This window comes from Streptomyces sp. NPDC043746, from assembly GCF_056436485.1.
On the sequence record NZ_JBWKCM010000040.1, the window covers coordinates 1 to 14508 of the forward strand.

Here is a 14508-nt window from a genome sequence, read left to right on the forward strand (position 1 = left end):
GACTCGGTCCTGGCCGCCATGGGTGGGGACGGGGGCCGGTGGCCCATCGCGCTGCGGTGGATGACCGGCGCCATGACCCTGGCCCTGAACATCGCGGACTCCGCGCTGAAGAAGGACCTGGTCGGCGTCGCGGTCCACTCGGTCGCACCGCTGCTGCTGATCGTCACCGCAGAGACCGGGCTCGCCTACCGGCGGGCCATCACCGCCGCCCAGAGCGCCCGCGAAACCCAGCTCAACGCTGAGCGTGCGGAGCGGGAGCGGGCCGCCGAAGAGCGCCGGGAAGCCGCCGAGCGGCGGCGCCGTGAGGAGCGCGAGCACGCGGCCCAGTTGGCGCGTGAACAGCGTGAACACGAAGCCTCGTTGGCCCGGGAGCAGACCGCCCGGGAAGAGGCCGCGCGGCGCGAGGAGCGCGAGCGGGCCGAGGCGAAGGAGCGGGCCGAGCGTGAAGCCGCTGAGCGCCGTGAGCGCGAGCGTGAACAGCGTGAGCGGGAGCGTGAACGCACCGAGCGCGAGACGGCTCAGCGGCGGGAGCTGGAGGCCCGGGAGCGGGAGGCCCGTGAACGCCGTGAACGCGAGCATGAACAGCAGCGGGCCGAGCGTGAACGCCAGGCTCTGCTGTCCGCCGGTCCCGCCGAGGTGAAGCAGGGCGAGGAGCAGGCGCGGGCCACGGTCCGGGCCGCGTTCGACGCAGGTCTGCCGATCCGGCAGGCCGCCGAGCTGTGCGGCTGGTCGGTCGGGTGGGTGACCGCCCGTTACCAGGAACACCGCGACACCACCACCGCCACCACCACCGACGTCGGCGCTTCCGCTCTGGACCTTGAGGGGGCCACCGCATGATCGCCCTGATCCACACCCGCACCCTGAACACCCTGCGCACCGACCTCGCCACGGCCCAGAGGGAAGCCCAGGCGGCCCGTGTTGAGGCGAACGCGTGCCTGGAGCAGAGCGGCGACATGCTCGACCACCTGACCCGGGCCGACGAGGTGGCGGAGGAACTGCGGGCTGAGCTGTCCCAGTCCCGGCTGGAGGCGGCGCGGCTCGAAGGCGAGCTGGAGGCCCTGCGGGCCCAGGTGCTGCTGGACACCGAGGACCGCCAGGCCCTGCGGACCCTGCTGCGCGCCACCCGCAAGCAGAACCAGCGGGCTGAGCGGGTCTATGTGCTCTTCCGCTTCGGGGAGCTGCACAGCGTCCACGCCACGTCCACCGCCGCCGAGATTGCCGCCGAGGCCGAGGGCGCCGCCCGGGACGGGTGGACCCCGCACACCACCTGCTGCGACGGCACCACCGTCCCGGCCTCCCAGGTCCGGTGGCGTATCCAGCCCGTCCTGCTCGGGAAGACCCGGTGAGCACCCTGCCCACCTACCGGTGGCGCCTGGCCCCCGAGGGGTTGGCCACCCGCCGTCAGCTCCGCGCGATGGGGCTGCGGCCGGGTGGTCAGGAGGTGGTGGCGGAGGTTCACCGCCCCCGCCGCCGACGGCCCCCGCTGGTCGCCTACCTCTACCGCATCGAGCACGCCCGCCCCGTCCGGCCCATGACCCCGGCCCGCGCCGCTGCTCTGGCGGCGGCGATGCGGGCCCGCCGCACCTGCCCCAACTGCCTTCTGGATGTGGGGTATTGCATCCCGCGTTCGCTCGGCATGTGCGCCCCCTGCCACGACACCCCCGCTTCCTCTGAAGGGAACCGCCGTGTCCTTGCGTGAACGCCTCACCCGCACCATCCACGCCGCCGGACTCCGCATCGCCGGAGAGCCGGGGGGCTGGGCCGCGAACGTGCTGACCAGCCTGTTCGGGCTCGGCCGGATCGAGCTGTGCACCAACCCGGCCTGTACCGACTGCGCCCCCGCCCCGACCGCCTGACCCGGAAGGAGGCCCTCATGGGCTTGTTCTCTCGAAAGATCGACCGCGTCAGCACGGAGGAGGAGCGTTACCGCGCCGCGCAGCAGGCTGCGGCGGACCGAGAGGCCGTGTACGCGGAGGCCCGCCGCGCCGCGAGGGCAAGCGCTGAGGCCCGCCGCCAGGCGAACACGGCCAAGCGTGCCCGGATCAGGACGGTCGGCCAGATCAAGAAGGTCGGCCGGGGGCGCTACGTCACCTCCGGGTGGGAGATCGACGCCCCCGACGGCAGCGGACGCGGGCGCGTGATGGAGTCCGAGGTCACCCACACCGGCACCCTGGGCGGTTTCACCGTGTCCGAGCTGTGCCGCATCGCCCACGGCGCGGGCTGCCGCCGCTGCCGCTGAACCATCAGCCCCGGCAACCAGCCGTGAGGGCGCGGGATCGACTCCCGCCCGGGGCACTCCCGCACCAGCCCGCATCCAGGGAAGGAACCCCCGTGGACCACCTGCCCACCCCCCGACCCCCGGCCGTCGTGAACCTCCCGGACGGCACCCCCGCCTACACCGACCACCTCCCCACCACCTACCAGCAGCCGACCCCCACCGTGCCGCAGGTCGTGCACGTCCACCACGCACCGCCGGACCGGACGGTGCAGCGCCTCGCGCTCGGCTCCGGCATCGGCGCCGGAACGGTGGCCGCCGGGGTCTACTTCGGCCCCCTCCTCGTCGGCGTCCTCACCGCCATCGCCGCGAACCTCGCCCTGCTGGCGCTGGTCGCCGCCGTGTGCGCCTGGGGTGTGGTGACCGTCGTGAAGTCCGTCGGCGGGAAGACCACCCCGACCGGTCGCAGGCGCCGCTGACGGCTGCCCGCGTCGCCCCGGGCCACGGTCCGGGGCGGCAAGGGGAGCCGGACAGACCGGCTACCGCCCACCTGGGAGGTTCGCTGTGTACAGCTACACCAAGGCCGAGTCCCGCGAGCGCCGCGTCCTGTTCCTGAAGGGACTGCGGCAGGCCGCCGCCGACAACGTCGACCCGGCCCTCCGCCGCCGGATCGAGCGCATCGACCAGTCCGCCGCCGAACGCGGGCAGCGGGAGCTGACGGCGCTGCACGAGGTGCAGGCCACCGCCCGGCAGGACCTGGCCGCCGCCAAGGCCGCCGAGCGCACCGCCCCCCGCACCGACAAGGCCGCCGCCCGGCAGGCCCGCAAGGACGCCGAGCAGCGCGTGAAGCGCGCGGAGCGGGCCGTCCACAAGGCCGAGCAGAGCTGAGCAGGGGGCGGCCGGACCCGGCCAAGGAAACCGGCCACCCCCTCTTTCCCTCCACCCATCGAGCAGGAGGAAGTACCAGCATGACGGACACCACCGCCCCGGCCGCGCATCTGCGGCCGGTCCCCGACCTGGACGACGACCACGACCCCGTGGTGCCGGTCGCGGTCGACAACCCCACGCTGCCCGACCCGAAGGTCACCGTCGAGAAGCGCAAGCCGGTCCTTGCCGGGTGGCTGACCGACCGACGCGACTTCACCGCCACCGCCCGCCACGCAGGGGCGAACGCCGGATACAGCGCCCTCTTCCACGGCGTCAGGCTCCCGGTCTACGCCGGGCGGCTCGCGCTGATGTCGCCGCGGGGAGCCTGCCGGTTCATCGCCTCCACCAACCGGTGGGTCTGGGACCGCGAAGCCGCCCCCCTCCGCGCCGCCGCCGTACGGGCAGAGGACGTGGAGGAGTACATGCGCCTGGCCCGGCTCCGCGCGGGCAGGGTACGGCTACGGGGCCTGGTGGCCCTGGTCGCCGTCGTGTTCGGCGTCGGCTTCGCCCTCTGGCTCTACGTCATGGCCCCGGCGTTGATGTACGCGTTCGCGGCCGGTGGGGTGCTGCTGCTCGGTATGGCCGGTCAGCAGCCCGACGCCCCCGTGATCGGCCCCGCCGTCCTGAAGACCGAGGTGCAGAAACTCACCGGGTCGATCGTGCTGCGCGGTCTCGACTCCATCGGCAACAGCCGGATCAGCGCCGCCATCAAGAAGGGCGGCGACATGAACGGGCTGCGCTTCACCAGCGAAATCGTCCGCGACGGGCCCGGCTACCGCGCCGACCTCGACCTCCCGTACGGGGTAACGCCCGAGGACATCATGGAGGCCCGCAAGCCGCTGGCGTCCGGGCTGCGCCGCAAGGTCGGCTGCGTCTGGCCCTCACCCGACCCCACCGAGCACGAAGGACGCCTGGTGCTGTGGGTCGGGGACAAGCCGATGAACGAGACCACCAAGCCCGCCTGGCCCCTCCTCAAGACGGGGCAGGTGGATCTGTTCCGGCCGGTGGTGTTCGGCAATGACCAGCGGATGCGCGACGTGTCGGTCACGCTGATGTTCGCCGCCGTCGTCGTCGGCTCGATCCCTCGCATGGGCAAGACGTTCCTGATGCGGCTGTTCCTCCTCATCGCCGCACTCGACCCCCGCGCCGAGCTGCACGCGTTCGACTTCAAGGGCACCGGCGACTTCGGAGCCCTGGAACCCGTCTGCCACCGCTACCGCGCAGGCGAGGAGAACGACGACATCGAATACGTCCTGGACGCCCTGCGGGAGCTGAAGGAGGAGCTGCGCCGGCGGGCGAAGGTCATCAAGTCCCTGCCGCGCTCCCGCTGCCCGGAATCCAAGGTCACCCCCGAACTGGCCAGCGACAAGAGCCTCGGTCTGCACCCGATCGTCGCCGGGTTCGATGAATGCCAGGTGCCCTTCGAGCACGAGGAGCACGGCAAGGAGATCGAGGCCATCTGCACCGACCTCGTCAAGCGCGGCCCGGCCCTGGGCATCGTGACGCTGTTCGGGACGCAGCGCCCCGACGCGAAGTCGCTGCCCACCGGGATCAGCGCGAACGCCGTGCTGCGGTTCTGCCTCAAGGTCATGGGACAGCCCGCCAACGACATGGTGCTGGGCACCTCGATGTACAAGGCCGGATACCGGGCCACCATGTTCTCCCGCTCAGACCGGGGCATCTGCTGGATGGCCGGTGAGGGCGACGACCCGCGCATCGTCGCCAGCGCGTTCGTGGACGCGGTGGCCGCCGAGCAGATCGCCGCACGCGCCCGCCAGGTCCGTGAGGAGTACGGCAACGTCACCGGCCACGCCATCGGCCACGGGCCCGAGAAGACGGGCCAGTCCGACGTCCTGGCCGATGTCCTCGCCGTCATCGCCCCCGACGAGAAGGCCGTGTGGTGCGAGCGGATCGCCACCCGCCTGGCCACCGCGCAGCCGGACGTGTACGGCGGGTGGAAGGGCGAGAACGTCACCGCCGCCCTCAAGCCCCACGGCATCAAGGCCGGGCAGGTCTGGGGCCAGACCGACACCGGCGAGGGCAAGAACCGGCGCGGCATCGACCGCGCCGACATCACCGCCGCCATCACCCGCCGTAACCAGAACAAGGCTGCCGCCTGACCCAAGCACGGTTGCTAGACCTAGCACCCCCGGCTGCTAGGTCTAGCACCCCCGCTAGCACCCCACACCCGCCCCGAGCTGCGACCTAGCGTCTAGCAGCCCACCTGCGGAAACACCCGGAGACCCGCCTGACGAAGGGATGTGAGCCCCTCGTGGCGCTCGCTAGCCTCCTCATCCTCCTCACCGCCGCCGGTTACGCACTGTTGTGTGCGATGCGGCCGTTCGCCCCGTGCCGGAAGTGCTCCGGCATCGGCGTCCGCACCCGCCGCCGCACCGTCACCCTCTGCCGCCGCTGCCACGGCACCCGCGCCCGTCTCCGCATCGGGCGACGGCTCCTCAACAACAGCCGCACCATCCACGCCCAGGGCACCCGGCCCCACGCCCCCGACCGGAAGGCCACCCCATGGCAGTGACCCTCTCCCTCGTCGCCCTCTTCGGACTCGTCCTCGTCTTCCTCCTGCGCTCCCACACCCTCACCCCCGGCGGCGCGTTCACCGCTGCCGGGTTCGGGTTCTTCCTCGCCTCCACCGGCGCCGCCGACCCCATCAACCACATGGCCGCCGCCCTCATCGACGCCCTCCCCAACATCTGAGGAGCATCCCGTGCGACTGCGCATCTCGCGCACGACCTGGCCCCGGCCCGCGCTCGTCCTGACCGACACCCCCCGCCCCCGCTGCCCCGACTGCCAGGGTGCGGGCGGTCACGCCGTCGACTACGGCGACCACAACGGCGAGTACGCCGGCACCGACTGGTGGCCCTGCCCCTGCTGGGACGACACCCGCCGCTGGACCCTGCTCCGCTTCCCCCGCGTGCGTCGCCGCCGCCGGGGCGTGCGCGACCCGTGGAGCAGCGAACCGCCCTTCTGACATGCACGAGGGCGACCCCCGTCTCACGCCAATGATCCGGGGCCGCCCTCGTCTGCCAGCACTTCTCACAGAACTGGAGACACCAGCATGACCCAACCCACCCCCATCAGGCGAGACCACGGCCACCGGCCGCTGTTACTCGACCTGTTCTGCTGCGCCGGTGGCGCGGCCACCGGCTACCACCGCGCCGGATTCGACGTCATCGGCGTCGACATCGTGGAGCGCCCGAACTACCCGTTCACGTTCGTCCGGGCGGATGCGCTCGAATACCTCGCCGCCCTGATCACGTCCGGGGAGATTCACCGGTTCAAGGCGGTGCACACCTCCCCGCCGTGCCAGGCCGGATGCGCGCTGACCATCGAGACCAACCAGGCGCGCGGCTGGGGACGCGAGCACGTCCAGCTCATCCCCGAACTGCGCACCCTGCTGGACGCCACGGGACGGCCGTACGTCATCGAGCAGCCCAACGGGAAAGCCCCCGTCCGGCGGGACGTGTGGCTGTGCGGGGAGATGTTCGGGCTCGGTGTCCTGCGGCACCGGAACTTTGAGCTGGGCGGCTGGACGATGCCGCAGCGGGCGCACCCGAAGCACCGGGGGTACGTGCGCGGGTACCGGCACGGCGTCTACCGGGACGGACCCTACGTCGCCCCCTACGGGGCCGGGGGCGGTAAGGCCACCGTGCCCGAGATGCAGGAGACCATGGGCATCACGTGGACCGACGTGCGCGAGGAGCTGACCGAGGCCATCCCCCCGGCGTTCTCCGAGCACATCGGCTCCGCCCTGCTCACCGTTGTCCGCCCGGTAGGGGTGGCCGCGTGAACAGCCACCTCCTGAACGTCGCTCTGGACGCGGCCAAGCGCGGGTGGCACGTCTTCCCGCTCCGCCCCCGCGACAAGCGCCCCGCCCTCCACGGCGAAACCGCCTGCCGCCGTACCGGGGACTGCGCGGCCGGTCACCGCAAGTGGGAGCAGCGGGCCACCACCGACCCCGACCGCATCCGCAAGGCGTGGTCGACCGGGGCGTTCAACGTCGGGATCGCCACGGGCCCGTCCGGGCTGGTCGTGGTGGACCTGGACCCGGTCAGGGCGAAGGATCTGAAAGGAACGCCTGACGGCGTCACTTCCCTGCAAGCGCTCTGCGAGCGCGCCGGGCAGACCGTTCCCGCCACCTACGGGACCCGGACCGCGAGTGGTGGACAGCACCTGTACTTCACTGCCCCCACGGGGGTCCGGCTCGGCAACAGCGCGGGCAGGCTCGGCAAGCACATCGACACCCGCGCCCACGGCGGCTACGTCGTCGCCGCCGGAAGCACCCTCCCGGGCGGTGCGTACGAGGTGATCGACCCCACCGACCCCGTACCGCTCCCGGAATGGCTCCACGCCCTCCTGACGCCCCGTCAGCCCTCCCGGGGTCTGACGGCTGCACCCGTGCCGGTTCGCGCCTCCAGGTACGCCGCAGCGGCCCTCAAGGCCGAAACGGCGGCTGTCGCGGGGGCCGGGGAGGGTGTGCGGAACTGGACGCTGGTTCGGGCCGCCCGAGCGTTGGGGCGGTTCATCCCGTCCGGCGACCTCGACCGCCATGAGGTAGAGCAGGCTCTTAATTCGGCGGGATTGGCTGCCGGACTCCGGGAGAACGAGTGCCGCGCCGCTGTGGCGAGCGCTCTGAACTGGTCCGTCGCTAACAACTCCGGGCGGCTGGCATGACCACCGCCAGGACCCCCCGATTTAAGAGCCTCCCCGTCGCCCCGAACAGCCCGCAGGCCGCCAACCGGGCCGCAGGACCGGCCGGTGGTGGCATGCCGAAAGGCGTCGGCCGCCAGGCCGTCCCCGTTGCTGTTCGCTCTGACCTGCGCCCGCAGCCGGTGCGGTGGCTGGACATCATCGCGCCCCCTTCGTTCTCGGCCCTGGTGTCGGCCCGGTCCTGGTGCCGGTGCGGATACGAGCGCACCGCACGGGGACGCTCCGGTGTCCTGGCCCTGATCGAAGCCCACACCGCCCACCCCGAGTCCTGCCCGCTGCACCACGCCGAAGGGAGCAAAGCCGCATGAGCGCCGACCTGTGGGAGGGCTTCAACGACTCCCTGGACCCCGAGACCATCACCGGCCCCGTCTGGGACGAACCCGTCCCTCTCAACCCCCGCCGCGATCTCCCCGCCTTCCCCGTCCACGCACTGCCCGACTGGTTGGGCGGCATGGTCGCCGGGGTCGCGGAGGAGACACAGACCCCCGTCGACCTGGCGGGGTGCCTGGCGCTGGCCGTGCTCGCCACGGCCGCCGGCGGACGGGCCACGGTTCATGTGCGGGGGCACTGGCGGGAGCCGGTGAACCTCTATACCGCCGTGGCCCTGCCCCCGGGCAACCGGAAGTCGGCCGTGTTCGCGCTCATGACCGGCCCATTGCTGGCCGCTGAGAAGGCGTTGGTGGAGCTTTCCGGGCCCCGGCAGGCGGAAGCCGAGACCACCGCCCGCCTCGCCCGCTCGGCCGCCGACAAGGCCGCGCAGAAGGCCGCCGCCGCCGAACCTGGGCTGCGGGACCAGCTCACCGCCGAAGCCGTCCACCTCGCCCAGCAGGCGGATGAGATGACCGTCCCGGCGAAGCCGCAGTTGGTCGCGGACGACGTCACCCCGGAAAGCCTCGCAACCCTCGTGGCAGACCAGGACGGGCGGATGAGCGTCATGTCCGCCGAGGGCGAGATCTTCGACATCATCGCCGGACGCTACTCCGGCACCCCCAACATGGGCATCTTCCTCAAGGGCCACGCCGGGGACATGGTGAGGGTGAATAGGCAGGGGCGGGACGCCCAGCACGTCGAAGCCCCCGCCATCACCATGGGCCTGGCGATCCAGCCTGAAGTGCTGGACGCGTTGGGAAGGGTGAAGGGGGCCGACGGGCGGGGGCTGTTGGCCCGGTTCCTGTACGCCAAGCCCCTCTCCCTGGTCGGGTCGCGGAACCTCACCCCGGACCTGCTGCCGGAGGAGACCGCAGCCACGTACGCGAAGCGGTTGGGTGGGCTGGCGCTGGCGCTGGCGGACTGGACCGACCCGGCCGTCCTCACCCTTACCCCCGACGCGGACGCGGTCCTGCTGGCCTACCAGAAGGTGACCGAGTCGCGGATCGGGAAGGGCCGTAGCCTCCACCCGATCATCAAGTGGGCGTCCAAGCGCGACGGGGCCGTCGCCCGTATCGCCGGACTTCTCCACCTGGCCACCTACCCCGACAACGGATGGATGGTCCCCATCGAAGCCGCCACCATGGCCAACGCCGTGGAGATCGGGGACTACTTCACCGCCCACGCCCTGGAAGTCTTCGATGCCATGGGTGCCGACCCCGCGCAGGAAGCCGCCCACCAAGTCCTCACTCACCTCAAGGAACAGCGCCTCTCCGGCTTCACCAAGCGCGAGCTGTTCCGTGGCCTGTCGCGCGGTGACTTCCCCGCCATGACGGACCTGGACCCCGCGCTCGCCCTGCTGGAAGAACACGGATGGGTCCGCCAACAGCCCGCGCCCCCGCGCTCCGGGCGCGGTGGACGGCCGCCGTCGCCCCGCTTCGACACCCACCCCAGCATCACCCCGCCACTCACCACCGGCTGACAGAACCCCCAATCCGCTGACAGAACTGACACAACCCCCGCGTCAGCCCGCTGACCTGCATAAAGAGCCATGATCGCGGCTCTGACAAAACCTCCGAAAACTCTGACAGAACCTCCCCACCCCCGGTTTCCGACACAGCCCACACCGGCCGCGCCGGTGCCGGGGGCACTCCGACAGAACCCCTTGCCCGGAGGTTCTGTCAGAGTTTTTTGAGGTTTTGTCACGACGCTGGAAGCCGGAGTATCCGCAGGTCAGCAGGCTAGCGGCGAGGTTCTGTCAGTTCTGTCACGGAAACCCGGTCCACCGCCGCACACAGGAGTCCCACGTGGCACCGAAGCGCACCCCCGAGACCGACGCCCGCGCCACCCTCCGGGGCGGGCTCCCCGACCGCTACCTCACCCCCGAAGACCTCACCACGCTCCTCTCCGTCCCGCTCGAAACGGTCTACGCCTGGCGCAAGAAGCGCACCGGCCCGCCCGCCTTCCGCATCGGCAAACACCTCCGCTACGACCCCGCCGCCGTGCACGCATGGATCAGCAGCCTGTCCGCGTACGAAGCGGCCTGACCTACATCAAGACCACCCGCAGGGGCACGACCACCACCAGGTCGTGCCCCTGCCGCGTACCCAACAGGAGCACCCCTTGGCTGGCCACATCCAAGACCGCTGGTACAAAACCGAACCCGGACCCGACGGCAAAGACCGCCGGGTCAAGAGTGACCGCTACGGCACCGGACTCCGCTACCGCGCCCGCTACATCGGCCCCGACGGCACCGAGAAGTCCAAGTCCTTCCCAGACCGACAGAAGCGCCTCGCTGAGAACTGGCTGACCAACGTCGCTTCCGACATGTCCCGAGGCCAGTACATCGACCCGCGCGCAGCCCGGGTCACGTTCAAGGGCTACGCCGAGAAGTGGCTGAAGGCGCACAGCGCGGACCTGTCGAGCCAGATCGTCACCGAGCAGCGGCTACGCCTGCACGCCTTCCCCATCCTCGGGTCGCGCCCGCTCGACTCTTTCCGGCCGGAACACCTTCGCGACCTGGTGAGCGCCCTTGAGTCCAACCCGGGCGTGAGCGGGGCGTACGCGCGCAACATCTACGGCGACGTTCGAGCCGTACTGAGTGCGGCCGTCGACGACGGTCTCCTCTCCCGCAACCCATGCTCCGCGAAGTCCGTGCGCCCGCCATCGGTCGAACGGCGGCGGGTCACCCCGTGGCTGCCCTCACAAGTGCAGGCGGTCCGCCAAGCCCTTCCTGAGCGCTACCGGACCATGGTGGACACAGGCGCTGGCTGCGGGCTCCGGCAGGGGGAAATCGTGGGACTCGCTGAGGATGCGGTCGATTTCGAGGCTGGCATCCTGCGGGTCGTCCGGCAGGTGAAGCTCATCCAGGGCAAGGCCGTGTTCGCCCCGCCGAAGTGCAACAAGGAGCGAGACGTCCCGCTCCCGTCCTCGGTGGCCGAAGCCCTGCGAACGCACATGGACACCTGCAAGCCGGTTGCAGTCACCCTGCCGTGGCGGAAGCCTGACGGCCCGAAGGTGACGGCTCGTCTCCTGTTCACGAACACCGCGTCCGGAGTCGTCTGGCGGAGTAACTTCAACATCCAGGAATGGAAGCCCGCCCTCGCGCTGGCTGGCCTCATCCCGAGCGCCCGGGACGGGAAGTACGAGTCCGCCCGCGAACACGGCATGCACGCGCTTCGGCACTTCTACGCATCGGTGTTGCTGGACGCCGGCGAGAGCATCAAGGCGGTCAGCCAGTACCTTGGGCACACCGACCCCGCACTCACGCTGCGGGTGTACGCGCACCTCATGCCGTCGAGTCAGGAGCGCACCCGGAACGCCATTGACGGGCTGTTCTTGCCCTCCCCCGACGTGGCTGACGGCCCAGAGACGGCCCAGTAGCACGCGAACGGCCCCTGTCGAGCACCAAACGTGCTGGTCAGGGGCCAATCAATGCCGGATCGCCGCCAGTTCTCCGGGCTTAGGCATGGTTCATCCAGTGTCGCAGACATACGGGTGAGGGCCCGCCGCCCTGTGGACGAAAGGGCCCTCACTCGGTGAACATGCAGGTGGGACCTGGTGCGCGGCCCGTACGCGCGCTCGGTCAGGAGCCGACGAACAGCACCAGCAGCAGCCAGACCACCGGGGCGGTCGGCAGCAGGGAGTCCAGCCGGTCCATGATGCCGCCGTGACCGGGGAGCAGGGTCCCCATGTCCTTGATCCCCAGGTCCCGCTTGATCATGGATTCGCCCAGGTCGCCCAGGGTCGCGCTGACCGCGACCGCGAGCCCCAGCAGCAGCCCCTGCCACCAGGCGCCGCCCTCGATCAGGAACTCCATGCACAGCGCGCCCGCGACCATGGCGAAGGAGACCGCGCCGAGCAGCCCCTCGCGGGTCTTGCCGGGGCTGATACGAGGGGCCAGCTTGTGGGTGCCGAAGCGCCAGCCGACCGCGTACGCCCCGGTGTCGCTGACCACGGTGAGGACGAGGAAGGTCAGGACCCGCCACGGACCGTCGTCCGCCGTCAGCAGCAGGGCGACGAAGGTGGCCAGGAACGGTACGTAGAACGCGGCGAAGACGCCTGCCGTGACGTCCTTGAGGTATCCGTCCGGTGGCTCGGTCATCCGCCAGACCGGCACCGCGAGGGCGGTCAGGGCCATCGCGACCCAGGCCCCCTCCGCGCCGCGCGCGTAACCGGCGACGACCATCGCGGCGCCACCGACGGCCAGCGGGATCAGGGGCGCGTTGATGCCCTTCTGCTCCCGCAGCCGGGAGGTCAGCTCCCAGAGGCCGACGACGACGGCGAGGGCGATCACGCCGACGAAGACGGCCTTCACGATGAACAGCGAGGCGACGATGACGGCGCCGAGCCCCACGCCGACCCCTATGGCGGCGCGCAGATCACGCCCCGCACGCTTCTTCTGCGGCGGGGACGGCAGCGGGGTGGACATGGGCTCCTGCGGCTTCTCGTCACGGAACAGGGGGCCGCCGACGTGCGCGGCATCCCCGTTCCGGCGGTCGCGGCTGACCGCGTCTGCTTCTACGTCTCTACCTGCGTCGGGAACGTCCGGCACGTTGGGCATGGGCCGAGTCTGCTGGGCTTCATGCACATCGTAGGCGGGACCCGCCGGAGCGACCCCCATCTCGGGGGCGGCCCGGTAACCGGCTCCCTGCGGTGCGCCCCAGGAAGAGTCGTTCATCAGACTTCGAGCAGCTCGGCTTCCTTGTGCTTGAGCAGCTCGTCCACCTGCGCGACGTACTTCGCGGTGGTGTCGTCCAGCTCCTTCTCGGCGCGGCGGACCTCGTCCTCGCCGGACTCCTTGTCCTTGACGAGCTTGTCGAGCGCTTCCTTAGCCTTGCGGCGGATGGAGCGGATCGAGATCTTGGAGTCCTCGGCCTTGCCCTTGGCGACCTTGATGTACTCCTTGCGGCGGTCCTGGGTCAGCTCGGGGAACGTCACCCGGATGATGTTGCCGTCGTTGCTCGGGTTGACGCCGAGGTCGGAGTCGCGGATCGCCTGCTCGATGTTGCGCAGCGCGGTCTTGTCGAACGGCGTCACGACGGCCATCCGCGGCTCGGGCACCGAGAACGAGGCCAGCTGGTTGATCGGGGTCAGCGCGCCGTAGTAGTCCGCGACGATCTTGTTGAACATCGCCGGGTGCGCACGGCCGGTCCGGATCGCGGCGAAGTCCTCTTTCGCGACGACGACGGCCTTCTCCATCTTCTCCTCGGCTTCGAGGAGGATTTCTTCGATCACCACGTGCTCCTGCGTGTCTTGAGCGGACCCGTCATCGACGGGTCCTGCGGGTCCTGCGTCGCGTCCTCACCTGCACGGTGTCCGACCGGCAGGCCGTTGTCCATCCTGGGGGGCCGTCAGGCCCGGGTGCTCTCGTCGCTCACGAGCGTGCCGATCTTCTCACCCTTGACCGCGCGGGCGATATTGCCCTCGGCGGTCAGCTCGAAGACGAGGATCGGGAGCTTGTTGTCACGGCAGAGCGTGATGGCGGTGGCGTCGGCGACCTTCAGGTCGCGCGTGATCACCTCGCCGTACTCCAGCGCGTCGAACTTCACCGCGTCGGGGTTGGCCTTCGGGTCGGAGTCGTAGACCCCGTCCACACCGTTCTTCCCCATGAGCAGCGCCTCCGCGTCGATCTCCAGGGCGCGCTGGGCGGCGGTGGTGTCGGTGGAGAAGTACGGCATGCCCATACCGGCGCCGAAGATGACGACGCGGCCCTTCTCCAGGTGCCGCACGGCACGGAGCGGGATGTACGGCTCCGCGACCTGGCCCATGGTGATGGCGGTCTGGACGCGTGAGTCGATGCCCTCCTTCTCCAGGAAGTCCTGGAGCGCCAGGCAGTTCATGACGGTGCCGAGCATGCCCATGTAGTCGGACCGGGCCCGGTCCATGCCGCGCTGCTGGAGCTCGGCACCGCGGAAGAAGTTGCCTCCCCCGATGACCACCGCGATCTGGGCGCCGTCGCGGACGACGGCGGCGATCTCGCGGGCGATGGTGTGCACGACGTCGGGGTCGACGCCGAGGCCGCCGCCGCCGGCGAATGCCTCACCGGAGAGCTTCAGCATGAAGCGCCCGGAGCCCTTGTCGTCGTCGCGCCTGTCGTCGGCCTGAGTGGCGTCCGCGCCCTTGTCCATGGAAATTCTCCTCGTGCACATACGAAGAAGGCCATTGCCGGTGGGTCTGATGTCCCTACAGCGGCAATGGCCTCCTCGTCAGATCTGCGGTCGTCCGGCGTGAGTGCGGCCGTCGACTGCACCAGACCCTATCGGGTCCGGCGC

General features: G+C 70.8%; 20 protein-coding genes. 17 read left to right on the forward strand and 3 right to left on the reverse strand.

All coding sequences use genetic code 11. The annotated features are described in order from the left end of the window. The 17 genes from AC0682_RS28970 to AC0682_RS29050 form a co-directional block, all read left to right on the forward strand. Window positions 1-837, forward strand: an 837-nt coding sequence (locus AC0682_RS28970; RefSeq protein ID WP_478536126.1) for a DUF2637 domain-containing protein, incomplete at its 5' end; no start/stop codon positions are given. Next, window positions 834-1346, forward strand: coding sequence for a hypothetical protein (locus AC0682_RS28975; protein WP_478536127.1), 513 nt, complete (start codon window positions 834-836; stop codon window positions 1344-1346). The genes AC0682_RS28970 and AC0682_RS28975, both read left to right, overlap by 4 nt. Then, window positions 1343-1699, forward strand: a complete 357-nt coding sequence (locus tag AC0682_RS28980; RefSeq protein WP_478536128.1) for an RRQRL motif-containing zinc-binding protein — start codon at window positions 1343-1345, stop codon at window positions 1697-1699. Before AC0682_RS28975 ends, AC0682_RS28980 begins: the two co-directional genes overlap by 4 nt. Next, a complete protein-coding gene (locus tag AC0682_RS28985) occupies window positions 1686-1856 on the forward strand; it encodes a hypothetical protein (RefSeq protein WP_478536129.1) in 171 nt (56 codons plus the stop codon). The genes AC0682_RS28980 and AC0682_RS28985 overlap by 14 nt, the downstream gene beginning before the upstream one ends. Before the next feature lie 17 nt (window positions 1857-1873). Continuing rightward, a complete protein-coding gene (locus AC0682_RS28990; protein WP_478536131.1) occupies window positions 1874-2239 on the forward strand; it encodes a hypothetical protein in 366 nt (121 codons plus the stop codon). A 92-nt stretch (window positions 2240-2331) separates the two neighbouring features. After that, window positions 2332-2694 carry a DUF6251 family protein gene (locus AC0682_RS28995; protein WP_478536132.1) on the forward strand — a complete coding sequence of 121 codons (363 nt, stop codon included), beginning with the start codon at window positions 2332-2334 and terminating at the stop codon, window positions 2692-2694. Window positions 2695-2779: 85 nt separating this feature from the next. Continuing rightward, the gene (locus AC0682_RS29000) at window positions 2780-3103 is read left to right on the forward strand and encodes a hypothetical protein (RefSeq protein ID WP_478536133.1); all 324 of its coding nucleotides are present in this window, start codon (window positions 2780-2782) and stop codon (window positions 3101-3103) included. An 80-nt stretch (window positions 3104-3183) separates the two neighbouring features. Next, entirely contained in the window at window positions 3184-5262 is a 2079-nt protein-coding gene (locus tag AC0682_RS29005; RefSeq protein WP_478536134.1) for a cell division protein FtsK, read from the forward strand. Window positions 5263-5414: 152 nt separating this feature from the next. After that, on the forward strand, window positions 5415-5675 hold the full coding sequence (locus AC0682_RS29010; RefSeq protein ID WP_478536135.1) for a hypothetical protein: 261 nt from the start codon (window positions 5415-5417) through the stop codon (window positions 5673-5675). Then, entirely contained in the window at window positions 5666-5854 is a 189-nt protein-coding gene (locus tag AC0682_RS29015) for a hypothetical protein (protein ID WP_478536136.1), read from the forward strand. The genes AC0682_RS29010 and AC0682_RS29015 overlap by 10 nt, the downstream gene beginning before the upstream one ends. A 10-nt stretch (window positions 5855-5864) precedes the next feature. Beyond that, window positions 5865-6128: a hypothetical protein gene (locus tag AC0682_RS29020; RefSeq protein ID WP_478536137.1), complete on the forward strand. Its 264-nt coding sequence runs from the start codon at window positions 5865-5867 to the stop codon at window positions 6126-6128. A gap of 87 nt (window positions 6129-6215) precedes the next feature. Further along, the gene (locus AC0682_RS29025; protein ID WP_478536138.1) at window positions 6216-6947 is read left to right on the forward strand and encodes a DNA methylase; all 732 of its coding nucleotides are present in this window, start codon (window positions 6216-6218) and stop codon (window positions 6945-6947) included. Then, complete coding sequence (locus tag AC0682_RS29030; protein WP_478536139.1) at window positions 6944-7831, forward strand: bifunctional DNA primase/polymerase; 888 nt, start codon at window positions 6944-6946, stop codon at window positions 7829-7831. Before AC0682_RS29025 ends, AC0682_RS29030 begins: the two co-directional genes overlap by 4 nt. Then, a complete protein-coding gene (locus AC0682_RS29035) occupies window positions 7828-8175 on the forward strand; it encodes a hypothetical protein (RefSeq protein WP_478536140.1) in 348 nt (115 codons plus the stop codon). Before AC0682_RS29030 ends, AC0682_RS29035 begins: the two co-directional genes overlap by 4 nt. Then, the gene (locus AC0682_RS29040) at window positions 8172-9716 is read left to right on the forward strand and encodes a YfjI family protein (RefSeq protein WP_478536141.1); all 1545 of its coding nucleotides are present in this window, start codon (window positions 8172-8174) and stop codon (window positions 9714-9716) included. The genes AC0682_RS29035 and AC0682_RS29040 overlap by 4 nt, the downstream gene beginning before the upstream one ends. A gap of 325 nt (window positions 9717-10041) precedes the next feature. After that, on the forward strand, window positions 10042-10281 hold the full coding sequence (locus tag AC0682_RS29045; RefSeq protein WP_478536142.1) for a helix-turn-helix transcriptional regulator: 240 nt from the start codon (window positions 10042-10044) through the stop codon (window positions 10279-10281). 76 nt (window positions 10282-10357) lie between these two features. Continuing rightward, window positions 10358-11617, forward strand: a complete 1260-nt coding sequence (locus AC0682_RS29050) for a tyrosine-type recombinase/integrase (protein ID WP_478536144.1) — start codon at window positions 10358-10360, stop codon at window positions 11615-11617. A 202-nt stretch (window positions 11618-11819) separates the two neighbouring features. On the opposite strand, the gene AC0682_RS29055 is transcribed toward AC0682_RS29050, so the two are convergent. From AC0682_RS29055 to pyrH, 3 genes are all read right to left on the reverse strand, one after another. Further along, entirely contained in the window at window positions 11820-12914 is a 1095-nt protein-coding gene (locus AC0682_RS29055; protein ID WP_478536145.1) for a phosphatidate cytidylyltransferase, read from the reverse strand. Next, on the reverse strand, window positions 12914-13471 hold the full coding sequence (gene frr / locus AC0682_RS29060; protein WP_018488728.1) for a ribosome recycling factor: 558 nt from the start codon (window positions 13469-13471) through the stop codon (window positions 12914-12916). Before frr ends, AC0682_RS29055 begins: the two co-directional genes overlap by 1 nt. A 116-nt stretch (window positions 13472-13587) precedes the next feature. Then, window positions 13588-14364, reverse strand: coding sequence for a UMP kinase (gene pyrH, locus AC0682_RS29065; RefSeq protein WP_019766410.1), 777 nt, complete (start codon window positions 14362-14364; stop codon window positions 13588-13590). Between the last annotated feature and the right edge of the window lie 144 nt (window positions 14365-14508).

What these genes read in the sequence shown, in the direction of transcription:
- AC0682_RS28975 (WP_478536127.1), top strand. Translation starts at nt 834, where the DNA reads ATGATCGCCCTGATCCACACCCGCACCCTGAACACCCTGCGCACCGAC.
- AC0682_RS28990 (WP_478536131.1), top strand. Translation starts at nt 1,874, where the DNA reads ATGGGCTTGTTCTCTCGAAAGATCGACCGCGTCAGCACGGAGGAGGAG.
- AC0682_RS29005 (WP_478536134.1), top strand. Translation starts at nt 3,184, where the DNA reads ATGACGGACACCACCGCCCCGGCCGCGCATCTGCGGCCGGTCCCCGAC.
- AC0682_RS29015 (WP_478536136.1), top strand. Translation starts at nt 5,666, where the DNA reads ATGGCAGTGACCCTCTCCCTCGTCGCCCTCTTCGGACTCGTCCTCGTC.
- AC0682_RS29025 (WP_478536138.1), top strand. Translation starts at nt 6,216, where the DNA reads ATGACCCAACCCACCCCCATCAGGCGAGACCACGGCCACCGGCCGCTG.
- AC0682_RS29035 (WP_478536140.1), top strand. Translation starts at nt 7,828, where the DNA reads ATGACCACCGCCAGGACCCCCCGATTTAAGAGCCTCCCCGTCGCCCCG.
- AC0682_RS29040 (WP_478536141.1), top strand. Translation starts at nt 8,172, where the DNA reads ATGAGCGCCGACCTGTGGGAGGGCTTCAACGACTCCCTGGACCCCGAG.
- AC0682_RS29055 (WP_478536145.1), bottom strand. Translation starts at nt 12,914, where the DNA reads ATGAACGACTCTTCCTGGGGCGCACCGCAGGGAGCCGGTTACCGGGCC.
- pyrH (WP_019766410.1), bottom strand. Translation starts at nt 14,364, where the DNA reads ATGGACAAGGGCGCGGACGCCACTCAGGCCGACGACAGGCGCGACGAC.